Genomic DNA, 12,323 nt, shown 5'->3' on the forward strand with positions numbered 1-12,323 from the left:
ACTGACGGCGTCAGTCTTTTTAATTTAATCATCTTTATATAGTGCTTCTTCTAGAGCTAATAACTTATTCTGGGTAGTTTCGTCAAGGTCTGTAATGGCAATCTTTTTGTCGAGTAAGTCTTTAGTTGTCTCAATTGGCAAATCAATAGCTTGACTGATTTGATATGTAGTGAGATGGCCGTCTAGAATCTTTAAATCAGTTTTCATACTATCTCATCCTAAATATACTAATTTAATCAAATTATACAGTGCTTTCGAGAAAAATCAACACTTTTCTAGTTTGTTTTAATTGAATAAAGCCATTTTAAGTAGTAAGCTATGGAAAACTTGACTGGAGGAAATACCTTGCCCATTAAAATCATTGCTGGTCTGCCTATAAAAGAACAACTTGAAAAAGAAAAAATATATGCGATAGATTTGTCTCGTGCGATGAGTCAGGATATTCGTCCGATCCGTGTTTTAATCGTTAATTTAATGCCTAAAAAAGAAGAGACAGAGATGCAGCTACTTAGATTGCTTGGGAACTCTCCGCTTCAAGTCGATATCGATTTTATGCACATGTCTACTCACAAAAGTAAGAATACAGATCAGAGTTACCTTAAAAAGTATTACAATACATTTGATGAAATAAGAGATAAATTTTATGACGGAATGATTGTGACAGGTGCACCAGTTGAGCATCTAGAATATAATGATGTGACATATCATGATGAGCTAAGCGATCTGATTACCTGGGCAGATACTCATGTCTTCTCGAGGCTTTTTATCTGCTACGGTGCCCAGTTTGCACTCTACCATAAGTATAATATTAAAAAAGAAGCACTGCCTGAAAAATTGTTTGGTGTTTATTCTTATTTAAACGAACAAAACACGCATCCATTTATGAGAGGCTTCGATGATAGTTACAATGTCTGCCAATCGAGACACACGACGATTAATATCGAGACTCTTAATGAAAATAATGAACTCAATGTGTTGTCGAGACACCCGCTATACGGTGCTGATGTCGTTGCGTCAAAAGATAATCGCGACCTATATATCTTTGGCCATATGGAATATGATCGTGAAACATTAAATAACGAGTATCAACGTGACGTGAAACGTGGCCAGAGGAATGTTTCTATTCCAGAAAATTATTTTATTGATAATGATCCAAATACGAGACCACAATTCATTTGGAAGAGTAGCGGACACCTTCTCTTTAATAATTGGTTAAACCATACGTATCAAGAGACACCCTATGTATTATCCGAACTTAAGAAAATGTAAAAAAGAAGAACACATACAAGGTTATAAACTCTGTATGTGTTCTTTTTGAATTTTGCGTGAGATTTTCATTAATTCCTTAAAGAATCTCTCTGCATGAATATCGAATTCGTGATCTGTTAATCGACTCACATTATTTTTGACGACTTCTTGTTCTCTTTGTTTGTCAAAAATCTTGATGTTTTTTTTACTCTTATAAGCTGCAATTTCTTTGCAGATATTCATTCGGGCCTCGAATAACTCTACAAGGGATTCGTCAATTTTGTTGATTTCTGTTCTCAATTCCTCATGTTTTGCCATCGGAATCACCACCCTATTTTTGAATAATCGTTTTACCTTCAATTTCAAGTAACATGTTGATTGTCACCATCAGATCTTTAAACTCTGCTGGCGTTAAGCATTGTTGTCCGTCACTCCATGCTTTTTCAGGATTTTGGTGCACTTCAATTTGCATACCATTTGCTCCTGACATCACTGCAGCTTTAGCCATAGAAGGAATGAGGTAACGTACACCTGCTGCGTGTGATGGGTCTACAACGATTGGTAAGTGGGATTCCTTTTGAATCACAGGTACTGCTTGAATATCTAATGTGTTACGCGTTGCTGTTTCAAATGTACGGATACCACGCTCACAGAAGATAACGTTGTTGTTTCCACCTGCCATGATGTATTCCGCACTCATTAACCATTCTTCGTATGTTGCTGACATTCCACGTTTTAATAGAACAGGTTTATTCGTTTGTCCAAGTGCTTTAAGTAAGTCAAAGTTTTGCATATTACGTGCACCAACTTGAATAACGTCTACCATATCTACGAATGTATCAATATGTTCTGTACCCATTAACTCTGACACAATGGGTAATCCCGTCTCTTCTTTTGCTACGTTTAAAATACGCAATCCTTCAATTCCAAGACCTTGGAAGCTGTATGGTGAAGTTCTTGGTTTAAACGCACCACCCCGTAGTGTGTTTGCACCAGCTTCTTTAAGTAACTTAGCTAACTCAACTGTGTCATCTTCGTTTTCAACTGAACACGGACCTGCACACATCATGAAGTTCGAACCACCAATTTTTACACCATCGATATCGATGATGCTATCTTTTTCATGAAATTGTCTGTTTGCTTTCTTGTACGGTGCTGAAATTCTGTACACCCCATCTACTATCTGATATTTTTTCAATGTATTGACATCAATTTGAGATAAATCACCGATTAGACCAATTACTGTACGTGCATCTCCTACAGAAGTGTGTACGCGTAGTCCAAGAGACTTAATTGCTCCTGTCAGTTCCTCAATTTGTGCCTCTGTTGCTTTGTTTGAAATATGAATAATCATTATATTTCCTCCTAAATTATATATATTAAATAAAAAAACTACCACCTATTACAATTAATAATAAGTGGTAGTTTTATATACATTAAATCATATACGTTCACCTAGCCACTTATTTTGCAATAATGGCTAGCATTACAAAAATCTTCAGCCATCATTGATACAAACCTGTTTCGTTTGTACTCAATGATGAATACAAACGGTATCAGTAATAGCCAAAGTAAAATCGTTTTACGTTATTTAGTTGCTTAATATTTAAGTTCAACATAAAAATCGCCTTTTCTGTAATGTGTTGAATCGAATTATAGACTCTTAATTTCAAATTGTCAAACAAATTCGTTAACTATTTTAAAAATATTAAATATTTAGAAATTTGATTTAATTATAAGCAATCTATAAAATAGGTGTATCACTCACTCGGAGGTACGTTATGAATGTAGTTATTGTAGGACTTGGGAATATCGGTGGATCCTTTGCTAAGTCCATTAGACATTCGTTTAAAGATTACAAAATATATGCAATAGATATTAATACAGATACCTTAAAAGAAGCAGAAAATCATGGGTTAATCGATAAAGGTTATACAAACTTTAAGAAAATTATCCCTGAAGCGGATCTCGTTATTTTCTCAGTATATCCCATGACTTTAAAAAACATGATAGAAAACTATGCACCATATTTCAAGCCAAACGCAATTCTTACGGACGTGACTGGTGTGAAAGAAAGCATCATTGCAGAAATAGAACCACTACTTCGTAACGATATTGATTTTGTATTTGGACATCCAATGGCTGGACGAGAAAGTCGCGGGTTAGAATTCTCAAGCCGTGAGATTTTTCAAAATGCAAACTATCTCATTACACCAACCAAGAAGAATAAAGATGAAAACATCGCATTTTTAGAGAACTTTGTGAAGAAACTCGGATTCGGTAACGTTTCTAAAATAACGCCTGAATTTCACGATGAAGTGATTGGATTCACGTCGCAACTCGCACACGTTATCGCAGTATCGCTCATCAATAGTGACGATATCGAACGTAACTCGAAGCGTTATACCGGCGATAGTTATCGTGATCTTACACGCATTACGAACATCAATGAAAAATTATGGCCAGAACTATTCCTTATGAACAAGAACCATCTTTTGCATCATATTTCATTATTTAAAGAACAAGTCGAGCATATGGAAGAAGCTATTAAATCAAACGATATCGCTAATATGGAAAAGATGATGGCAGAATCGAAGAGACGCTACCACGACCTCCATGATTTAGAATATCATCCGGAAGATTAGATTAGACGATTTTTGTGTTGATTCGAACGATAATCTTAGAATTTCGAAATTAAAGGTCGAATGAGTTCTACATTCGAACGATAATCTCGAAATTTCTGAATTAATGGTCGAATGAGACCTACATTCGAACGATAATCTCGGAATTGCTGAATTAATGGTCGAATAAGACCTACATTCGAACGATAATCTTAGGATTGCTGAATTAATGGTCGAATGAGACCTACTTTCGAACGATAATCTCAGAATTGCTGAATTAATGGTCGAATAAGATTAAAAGAGCATGTCTCCTGGTTTTTCAGGTGACATGCTCTTTTTTAGTTTCCAAATAGTCTAGCAAAAAATCCTTTTTTCTTAGGCTGTTCTACTTTTGGTTGTTCAGTAGTTGCTTCTTGCGATTCTTCTTTTTCTTCTGGAACTTCAATTGCTTCCATCGGATCTTCATATTTGCTCATATCAATATTCGAAGATGTTTCTGTAGGTTCTTCTTTTACAGGTTCTTCCGCTTCAATTGTTTCTGTTTTGTCAGATTCAACGGTAGTCTCAAGCTCTTTTTCACTCTGAGCAGTTTCTGCTTTCGTGTCTTTATCTGCAGTATCTGTTATAGTTTCAGAAATTTCTTGTGTCACAGATTCTTCTACAGTCTGGTTTTCTGTTTGTTCTTTAATTTCTTCCATTTGTGTAGAAATTAATTTTTGCTCGTTACCAACTTCTAAGATACGTGCATCATATTCTTCTAGTCGCGATACGAGATGTGTAACATTTTCTCTTAGAATGATGTTTTCTTGACGCATCTCGTCTAGCTTCACTAATACTTTCTCTAACGCTTTTAGAATATCTTCGTTTGTGCTCGAATGATCAACATGGTCGACTTCATTCTCAGAGATGATATTCTCTACATTTTTCATGATTTCATCGGCAGCAAGTTCGAGTGTAAATCCTGGTGTTTTAGAAGTGCGAATCATTTCGTTTAATACGTTCACATCATTCTGTGAAAACAGTCTTCTTTGGTGCTCATCTTTAGCAACTTCGTATCCACGTTCTTCTAGCATACGTACATATTTACGCACGTTCTGATCTGAAAGTTCTACCATATCAGTCACTTGTGCGGTAGTGTAATAAATTTGATTTTTTTGACTCATGTCGGTACTCCTTTTCATAATAACACTATGTAATAACGCTAGGCGTTACATCAACTTTTCTTATTATATCACGTTTTAAACGACTTTACACATAAAAAAATAACACTACATGATGCAAAATTACATCACATAGTGTTACTCATTATTAATGTTTTAATTTAAGTGTTTTACGTACGTCTTTATTGATTTCTTGATAGAGTTTCTTGTTATCAGCTAATTGATATCCGTATGAAGGAATCATTTCTTTTAAGCGTTCTTCCCAAGAAGAGTACTGTTCTGGGAATGAACGTTTTAGAACATTAATCATTGCACTTGTTGCTGTTGAAGCACCAGGTGAAGCACCGAGTAATGCTGCTACAGAACCGTCTTCTGAAACGATAACTTCTGTACCAAACATCAGCGTTCCTTTACCTTTGTCCGTGTCTTTAATCACTTGAACACGTTGACCGGCAACTGAAATTCTCCAGTCTTTGCTGTCTGCGTTAGGAACAAATTCACGTAGAGCGTCCATTCTTTGCTCTTCGTTTAATAGAAGTTCACCAATAAGATATTTCGTTAAGCTCATCTCTTTTGCACCTGCAGCCATCATCGTTAAGATGTTGTTTGGCTTAAGTGATCCGAATAAGTCGAAGTATGAACCTTCTTTTAAGAACTTAGGTGTAAATCCTGCGAATGGTCCAAATAGTAATGATTTTTTACCGTCGATATAACGCGTGTCTAAGTGCGGTACTGACATTGGTGGTGCACCCACTTTTGCTTTACCGTAGACTTTTCCGTCATGTTTGTTCGCAATCTCTTCATCATCACATACGAGGAATAATCCACTCACTGGGAAACCACCGATGTTTTTAGACTCAGGAATTTTTGTTTTTTGTAGTAATGGGAGACTAGCCCCACCTGCTCCGATAAACAAGAAGTCAGCAATGTGGAATTCTACTGAATCCGTAGATAAGTCTAAAATCTTAACTTCCCATTTACCATTTTCCATGCGCTTAATTGATTTCACTTCGTGACCGTATGCAAGATGTGCACCATGTTCTTCTAGATTATCGAACAGTTGAGTCGTTAACGAACCAAAGTTAACATCTGTCCCTTTATCTGAATATGTTGCTGCAAGTTTCTCGTCAGTAGTGCGGCCTTCCATCATGAGTGGGATCCATTTTTTTAATACTTCTGGATCGTCCGTGAACTCCATTCCTTCAAAGAGAGGGTTCTGGCTCATTAATTCTTGTCTTCTTCTTAAGAAATCAACGTTCTCTTCGCCTTCAACATAGCTTAAGTGAGGTACTGATTTAATAAACTCTTCAGGGTCTGATAGTTTATTTTCGTTCACTAAGTGTGACCAATATTGAAGTGATACTTGGAACTGCTCGTTTACATTGATTGCTTTACTCATATCAATGTTCTTATTTTCATCTTCTGAAGTGTAGTTTAATTCACATAATGCTGCGTGACCTGTACCCGCGTTATTCCATGGGTTTGTACTTTCTAATGCTGGCGCATCAAGTTTCTCAAACATTTTGATATTCCAGTTTGGTTCGAGTTCACTAATTAGTGAACCTAGAGTCGCGCTCATGATACCGCCACCGATTAAGACGACTTCTTTTCTGTCATTTGTACTCATTAAAATCGAAACTCCTTAGTATATTTTCATAACTTCAATTATACGCTTCATACGTAAACTATAAAAGCGTTAGCACCATTAAATTCGCCTTACTTGTATCATTACTTTAATTTATCTTTAACGTACCTAACAAACTCATCCGCATCACCGTCTTCAATGTTTACCATTGCGATTTTGCCCATTCCGTCTGGGAAGTCGATGAAAAGGCCTTTTTCATTTACATAAACATCAACAATGTCTGTGTACGCAAATACGCGTCTATAGTCTTCGCCCATCATATCTACATTCATAATGATGCGTTCATTTGTTGTAATATATGCACCTTTAAATTCTGTTTGGTCGCCTACTTTATAGATGAGTGTTCCAAGTATCGAAGGTCCGAAAGACTCCGTAGGATATAACTCATCTGAACTGATTTTATTTAAATTCATAATATCTCCTCTACCTTATTATCTGTTATTAGAAATAATTTCCCAGTTATTTGCTTCTGCAATTTTTGTAAGTGAATGATCTGGATAAACCGCTACGGGTTGTCCAACTAGATTTAGCATACTCAGGTCTGAAAGACTGTCGCTGTATGCTTGACTCTCATTCCAATCTATTTTCTGGTCTTTAAAATGATTTCTGATAAGCTCAATCTTCTTCGTTCCAAACACACGTTTAAACGGTTGTTTTGTATCCACTTTATTGTTTTTATAATTTACAGTAGATCCAATGATATGATCGAACTTATTTGGAAAAAGTGCCTCTAAAAGAGGAGTAAACGCGCCTGAAATTAGTATCGTGTAGTAATTATTCTTTCTTAACTCGTCAATACGTTCTAAGAGCTCATCACGTAACTCTTCCCTCATGTCATCAGCAACCATCTTGAAGAACACTACAAGATCCTCTTTAGACATTCCTTTGAATGCATGTACATATGATTCTAAAGCTTTATACTGCATTTTTAATTTGGGAACGAGTTTTAGCTTATAACCAAAATAACTTGGCGCAAACCGCACGACAAAGTGCTTATAATATTTTTTATATTTTTGATTATCTCTCATGTGCAATCTGAGTGTCTCAAATGTTTCGTGAGGGTAAATTGTACCATCGAAATCAAATAAAGCTATCCTCATATATCTTTTCCCCTTATCATTCTATCCGTCTATCATTTTATCATAAATTAAAAAAAGGTATATACTATAAGGTAGTACTAATTTAGGAGGAATATTTATGGAACTTACAGTATATCTTGCAGGTGAAATTCATACGCCTTGGCGTGAGGAGATAAAAACACTAGTCTCTGAAAAAGAACTCCCTATCTCATTTGTCTCTCCGCAGACGAACCACGATCTTTCTGATGATATCGGCGCACAAATTCTAGGTAAGCAACCAAACAAATATTTCCATGACGATGCCGCTTCAAGCATTAATAACTTACGCACAGAAGTTATGATGAAAAAATCTGATATTGTCATTGCGTTATTTGGAGAAGAATACAAACAATGGAATACAGCAATGGATGCATCACGTGCTGTTGCTGAAGGTAAACCGCTCATTATTATTCGTCCAGAAAAACTCATTCACCCACTAAAAGAGCTTTCAAATAAAGCAAATGTGGTATGTGAATCTGTTGAACAAGCGGTAAGCGTGCTAGAATACATTTATCAGTAACTTTTACTCCCTATTAGTTAGGGAGTCTTTTTATTACGGAGGCATGCGATATGACAACAGAACATAACAATAAACCTTTTATACTAGGCATACTATTTACATTTATTATTGCAGCAGTCAGCTATTTTTTAGCATTGCTTCCAGTAATTAATAGCGTGGGTGCTCTCGCCGTCGCAATCATTATTTCTATCATTTACAGAAATACAATTGGATATCCAATCCAAATTAAAAGTGGCATTCAATTCTCTGCAAAAAAATTACTACGAGTGGCTATCATTTTATATGGATTAAAACTCAATCTCTACATCATTTTTAGTGAAGGCCTGACTCTACTTCTTTTCGGTACATGTGTGATCATATTTAGTATCGGGTTTATGATGCTCTTGAATAAATATTTAAAAGGAAACAAAAACATCGCATTCCTACTTGGTGTCGGAACTGGTATTTGTGGCGCATCCGCAATCGCTGCGGTGAGTTCAATCTTAGATTCAGATGATGAAGACACGGCAATCAGTGTTGGGATCATTGCACTAGTTGGTACAGCGTTTGCCCTTTTGTATTCATTTTTATATCCCGTTATAAATATGGGCGATACCGTATTCGGAATTTGGTCTGGTATTAGTCTTCATGAAATTGCACAAGTTGTACTTGCAGCAGGAGTTGGTGGCGATGAAGCAATGGCATTTGCACTGCTTTCTAAGCTTGGGCGTGTATTCTTGCTTATCCCAGTATCATTCATCATTTTCTACTTTGTTCAAAAAAACTCACAAAAATCTGATGGTAAGCAAAAGATTGATATTCCGTATTTCTTATTTGGATTCTTAGCACTCGCTGTATTAAATACATTCGTTACAATTCCTACAAATGTTTTAGCAGTCATCGACCAGATCGCACGTTTCTTAATGATAATGGCAATGGTTGGTCTTGGGTTAAATGTGTCATTACAAGCGTTATTATCAAAAGCAACTAAACCCCTAATCGCAATCGTTGTAACGTCGTTATTATTATCTGTAATCACATTTCTTATTACCACTGCTATTTATTAAATAGAGTTTGAGCGTTTCATTTTATATATTAATGGGAATTGATATATAATGAGTCATGAATTTATTTCGAAAGGGAGATAATTAATGTTTAGATATTTAACTAACTTATATGTTGCAAAAAACGTATTCGAAAACGGTATGAGCAAAATTGAAGCAAATGGTGAAATGGGCGAAGACTTCGAAAAGCACTTCAATGTTAACCCTAGTCAAATGAAATTTGCAGGGTACTTTGAAGCAGTCGGATCAGTACTTCTTGGGCTATCATTCTTAAGCAAAACATTTGGGCGTCTTGGTTCATTCATGGTGGGATCAGTTACAGGTGTTGCTACAATCAAGCACTTCTTAGCAGGTGACGGATATAAAGGAGCGAAAAGTGCAATGACACTTGCTGGCCTTTCACTTGCTAGCTTCCTAAGCACTTTTTGTAAAAAATAATGAGTAATTGAGCGCGCATTTTATGCGTGCTTTTTTATTTTTATAGAAAACAGAGATCATTTAGCTTAATATAAAATATACTTAAATTTATAAAGGATGATCGTATGTTTAAAGTTTTAGAAAACGCAGAAGTATTTTCTCCTTCTTACAGAGGAAGACACTCCATACTTTTACTTAATGATAAAATCATCAAAATCGGTAAAGTAGATGTGGAAAGTTTAAAAGCGACGGGCTTACCTGTTGAAGTCTACGACGCCAAGCAAAACATCGTTACACCTGGTATTGTTGAACCACACATTCATCTTCTAGGCGGAGGTGGAGAAAGCGGATTTCACACACGTACTCCAGAATCAAAAATTACAGAAATCGTGTCTGGTGGGATTACAACAGTTGTTGGGTTAATCGGTACAGACGGCATTACACGACCGTTATCCGCGTTACTTGCAAAAGCACGTGCACTTGAAACTGAAGGAATCACGGCTTATATGTACACAGGAAACTATCATTTACCTGTGACAACGTTAACGGGTTCTATTAAAACAGATATTACTTATATTGATAAAATTATTGGTACCGCAGAAATTGCAATCAATGACTTTAGATCTTCTATTCCGACGGAAGAAGAACTCGCGAGAATTATTGCAGACACGACTGTTGCAGGCATGCTTGCTCAAAAAGCAGGTGTCACTCACTTCCATGTTGGCGGAGGAAAACATGGACTAAAAATATTGCATGAGATAATCGAAAAATATGATGTAAAAGCACAAGATATATACGTGACACATATCGATCGAACGACGACTCTACTCGAGGATGCAATGGAACTTGCGAAGACTGGTGCCTATGTCGATATAACAGCAAGTAATAAAACAAAAGACAGCGTTAAACTCTATAAAGCATTAGGTGGAAACATGAGACAACTTACACTCTCAACAGATGCTTATGGGAGCTTACCTGAATTTGATAAAAATGGAAATCTTGTTGGATACGGTGTTGCAAAACCAACAACAACATTAGAACAAATTCAAGAATTGCTACAGGAAGGCGGAGATATACAAGAAATTATCTCACTCGTGACAAGTAACGTTGCACGCGTACTTAAAATGAACCATAAAGGAAGACTCAGAGAAGAAGCTGACGCAGACATCATGATTTTAAACAGAGACACATTTGAACTCGAAGGACTCCTTGCAAGAGGTAACTGGATGATCAAAGACAAGCAAATGATTGTAGAAAATACATTTTAAATATACTCATACAAAGACAAAAAAGACAGCTGATTGATCAGCTGTCTTTTCTTGGTATAAACGCGAGTCCGATACATCCATATCCTCCATGCACGCCTAAAACAGGTCCTAGGTAGAACATTTGGTAATTTAAGCTCGGATATTTTTCTTTGAATTTTTCAATTAAATCTGCTGCTGATGGTTCATCATCACCATGAATCACAACCACATCTAACTTTTCTTTAAATTTAGTCGCCATTTCAACTAGTACATCTTGTAGTTTCTTAACGACACGCTTATCTGTACGTACTTTATCGAACAGTTTAACTCCTAATTCATCATCAAACATCATGATTGGACGAATTTTTAATAACGTACCAATCGCTGCTGATGTCGCACCGAGTCTCCCACCTTTTACGAGATTTTTTAAGTCTTTTACTGTGAGATACGTGTCTTGATTGTTCGCAACCCATTCTAAATTATCTACAACTTCTTTGTGTGACACACCCGCTTCAAGCATGTTCATTGCTTGTTCCACCATGCTGCCAATAACATAAGACGTACTCGACGAATTTACGAGATACGTGTTAATTTTATCTTCAAATTCATCAAAGATCATGCTGCATGTCTGGAATGCACCACTCAGTTTTTTACTTAATAAAATTCCAATAACATCTGTGTACCCTTTTTCAATAATCTCTTCTAAAAGTTCATAAAATTGATTGGGTGTTGGTTGTGATGTTGACGGAGGTACTTTTTCAGTTTTTAAACGTGAGTAATATTGTTTTACCTTATTAGTATCTTTTGTATCAACGAATTCATCACCATTTTCAAATATTACACTCAGATTCACCACATAAACATCCGGGTGATCTCTATATTCTTCTCTTAGATCAGCTGTGCTGTCTATAATATACGCCGTCTTCATAATTCTCCTCCAATACTAATGGTCAGACCACTTGTGATTATAGTACAAATGTACAAGACTGTATAGTAAAGTCATTATTATTCTTCTTTAGGCATCCAAAAAGAAGTATCTTCTTTGCGGATTTCTCTTTTATAATCAATAATCTCTCTTAAGAAGTCATACGGAATTTTATCGTTCCATCTTACTTTAATAAACATCTTCGTTGTCTTAAAACCAAGTGCGTGTTTAAATGTCTCTCTGTTTTCTTCGTCAGCAATTTTGTTATAAAACGCATTTAATTTGGCTTCTACTGTCATGATTTCACCTTGCTAGTCGCTATATTTCGTTTATCACGCATGATATACTTAACATTAATTATAAGGAATTTAACACTATT

At 36.0% G+C, this 12,323-nt stretch carries 15 protein-coding genes; 6 read left to right on the forward strand and 9 right to left on the reverse strand.

What is annotated here, in order from left to right:
* Positions 1–24 precede the first annotated feature (24 nt).
* Entirely contained in the window at positions 25–207 is a 183-nt protein-coding gene (locus IEU51_RS05545) for a hypothetical protein (protein WP_186086297.1), read from the reverse strand.
* A gap of 138 nt (positions 208–345) precedes the next feature.
* On the opposite strand from IEU51_RS05545, the gene IEU51_RS05550 reads away from it, so the two are divergent.
* Positions 346–1,269, forward strand: a complete 924-nt coding sequence (locus IEU51_RS05550) for a homoserine O-succinyltransferase (RefSeq protein ID WP_186086294.1) — start codon at positions 346–348, stop codon at positions 1,267–1,269.
* Between the two features lie 21 nt (positions 1,270–1,290).
* On the opposite strand, the gene IEU51_RS05555 is transcribed toward IEU51_RS05550, so the two are convergent.
* Positions 1,291–1,566 carry a chorismate mutase gene (locus IEU51_RS05555; RefSeq protein ID WP_186086291.1) on the reverse strand — a complete coding sequence of 92 codons (276 nt, stop codon included), beginning with the start codon at positions 1,564–1,566 and terminating at the stop codon, positions 1,291–1,293.
* A gap of 13 nt (positions 1,567–1,579) precedes the next feature.
* Complete coding sequence (gene aroF / locus IEU51_RS05560) at positions 1,580–2,602, reverse strand: 3-deoxy-7-phosphoheptulonate synthase (RefSeq protein WP_186086288.1); 1,023 nt, start codon at positions 2,600–2,602, stop codon at positions 1,580–1,582.
* A gap of 427 nt (positions 2,603–3,029) precedes the next feature.
* On the opposite strand from aroF, the gene IEU51_RS05565 reads away from it, so the two are divergent.
* The gene (locus IEU51_RS05565) at positions 3,030–3,893 is read left to right on the forward strand and encodes a prephenate dehydrogenase (RefSeq protein ID WP_186086285.1); all 864 of its coding nucleotides are present in this window, start codon (positions 3,030–3,032) and stop codon (positions 3,891–3,893) included.
* A 314-nt stretch (positions 3,894–4,207) separates the two neighbouring features.
* Here IEU51_RS05565 and IEU51_RS05570 read toward each other — a convergent pair whose 3' ends face one another.
* From IEU51_RS05570 to IEU51_RS05585, 4 genes are all read right to left on the reverse strand, one after another.
* Complete coding sequence (locus IEU51_RS05570; RefSeq protein ID WP_186086282.1) at positions 4,208–5,032, reverse strand: hypothetical protein; 825 nt, start codon at positions 5,030–5,032, stop codon at positions 4,208–4,210.
* A 145-nt stretch (positions 5,033–5,177) separates the two neighbouring features.
* Positions 5,178–6,656, reverse strand: a complete 1,479-nt coding sequence (mqo, locus tag IEU51_RS05575) for a malate dehydrogenase (quinone) (RefSeq protein WP_186086279.1) — start codon at positions 6,654–6,656, stop codon at positions 5,178–5,180.
* Positions 6,657–6,757: 101 nt separating this feature from the next.
* Complete coding sequence (locus tag IEU51_RS05580; protein ID WP_186086276.1) at positions 6,758–7,087, reverse strand: PH domain-containing protein; 330 nt, start codon at positions 7,085–7,087, stop codon at positions 6,758–6,760.
* 18 nt (positions 7,088–7,105) lie between these two features.
* A complete protein-coding gene (locus IEU51_RS05585; protein ID WP_186086275.1) occupies positions 7,106–7,774 on the reverse strand; it encodes an HAD family hydrolase in 669 nt (222 codons plus the stop codon).
* A gap of 97 nt (positions 7,775–7,871) precedes the next feature.
* Here IEU51_RS05585 and IEU51_RS05590 point away from each other — a divergent pair, with 97 nt between their 5' ends.
* The 4 genes from IEU51_RS05590 to iadA all read left to right on the forward strand — a co-directional run bounded on the left by IEU51_RS05590 (position 7,872) and on the right by iadA (position 11,040).
* Complete coding sequence (locus IEU51_RS05590; protein ID WP_186086272.1) at positions 7,872–8,312, forward strand: YtoQ family protein; 441 nt, start codon at positions 7,872–7,874, stop codon at positions 8,310–8,312.
* A 50-nt stretch (positions 8,313–8,362) separates the two neighbouring features.
* Positions 8,363–9,358 carry a YeiH family protein gene (locus IEU51_RS05595; protein ID WP_186086269.1) on the forward strand — a complete coding sequence of 332 codons (996 nt, stop codon included), beginning with the start codon at positions 8,363–8,365 and terminating at the stop codon, positions 9,356–9,358.
* Positions 9,359–9,442: 84 nt separating this feature from the next.
* Positions 9,443–9,793: a hypothetical protein gene (locus tag IEU51_RS05600; protein WP_186086266.1), complete on the forward strand. Its 351-nt coding sequence runs from the start codon at positions 9,443–9,445 to the stop codon at positions 9,791–9,793.
* A 104-nt stretch (positions 9,794–9,897) separates the two neighbouring features.
* Positions 9,898–11,040, forward strand: a complete 1,143-nt coding sequence (gene iadA, locus IEU51_RS05605) for a beta-aspartyl-peptidase (RefSeq protein ID WP_186086263.1) — start codon at positions 9,898–9,900, stop codon at positions 11,038–11,040.
* Between the two features lie 37 nt (positions 11,041–11,077).
* Here the strand turns inward: iadA and IEU51_RS05610 are convergent, their stop codons facing one another.
* Positions 11,078–11,947 carry a DegV family protein gene (locus IEU51_RS05610; protein WP_186086260.1) on the reverse strand — a complete coding sequence of 290 codons (870 nt, stop codon included), beginning with the start codon at positions 11,945–11,947 and terminating at the stop codon, positions 11,078–11,080.
* 77 nt (positions 11,948–12,024) lie between these two features.
* Complete coding sequence (locus IEU51_RS05615) at positions 12,025–12,243, reverse strand: hypothetical protein (RefSeq protein WP_186086258.1); 219 nt, start codon at positions 12,241–12,243, stop codon at positions 12,025–12,027.
* Between the last annotated feature and the right edge of the window lie 80 nt (positions 12,244–12,323).

Origin of the sequence: Phocicoccus schoeneichii, from assembly GCF_014635565.1 — a bacterium.
Lineage (GTDB): Bacteria > Bacillota > Bacilli > Staphylococcales > Salinicoccaceae > Phocicoccus > Phocicoccus schoeneichii.

Excerpts from the sequence above, each read along its gene's own strand:
- IEU51_RS05600 (WP_186086266.1), top strand. The coding sequence starts at position 9,443 with ATGTTTAGATATTTAACTAACTTATATGTTGCAAAAAACGTATTCGAA.
- IEU51_RS05590 (WP_186086272.1), top strand. The coding sequence starts at position 7,872 with ATGGAACTTACAGTATATCTTGCAGGTGAAATTCATACGCCTTGGCGT.
- aroF (WP_186086288.1), bottom strand. The coding sequence starts at position 2,602 with ATGATTATTCATATTTCAAACAAAGCAACAGAGGCACAAATTGAGGAA.
- IEU51_RS05585 (WP_186086275.1), bottom strand. The coding sequence starts at position 7,774 with ATGAGGATAGCTTTATTTGATTTCGATGGTACAATTTACCCTCACGAA.
- IEU51_RS05565 (WP_186086285.1), top strand. The coding sequence starts at position 3,030 with ATGAATGTAGTTATTGTAGGACTTGGGAATATCGGTGGATCCTTTGCT.
- IEU51_RS05595 (WP_186086269.1), top strand. The coding sequence starts at position 8,363 with ATGACAACAGAACATAACAATAAACCTTTTATACTAGGCATACTATTT.
- IEU51_RS05545 (WP_186086297.1), bottom strand. The coding sequence starts at position 207 with ATGAAAACTGATTTAAAGATTCTAGACGGCCATCTCACTACATATCAA.
- iadA (WP_186086263.1), top strand. The coding sequence starts at position 9,898 with ATGTTTAAAGTTTTAGAAAACGCAGAAGTATTTTCTCCTTCTTACAGA.
- IEU51_RS05615 (WP_186086258.1), bottom strand. The coding sequence starts at position 12,243 with ATGACAGTAGAAGCCAAATTAAATGCGTTTTATAACAAAATTGCTGAC.
- mqo (WP_186086279.1), bottom strand. The coding sequence starts at position 6,656 with ATGAGTACAAATGACAGAAAAGAAGTCGTCTTAATCGGTGGCGGTATC.
- IEU51_RS05610 (WP_186086260.1), bottom strand. The coding sequence starts at position 11,947 with ATGAAGACGGCGTATATTATAGACAGCACAGCTGATCTAAGAGAAGAA.
- IEU51_RS05555 (WP_186086291.1), bottom strand. The coding sequence starts at position 1,566 with ATGGCAAAACATGAGGAATTGAGAACAGAAATCAACAAAATTGACGAA.
- IEU51_RS05570 (WP_186086282.1), bottom strand. The coding sequence starts at position 5,032 with ATGAGTCAAAAAAATCAAATTTATTACACTACCGCACAAGTGACTGAT.
- IEU51_RS05580 (WP_186086276.1), bottom strand. The coding sequence starts at position 7,087 with ATGAATTTAAATAAAATCAGTTCAGATGAGTTATATCCTACGGAGTCT.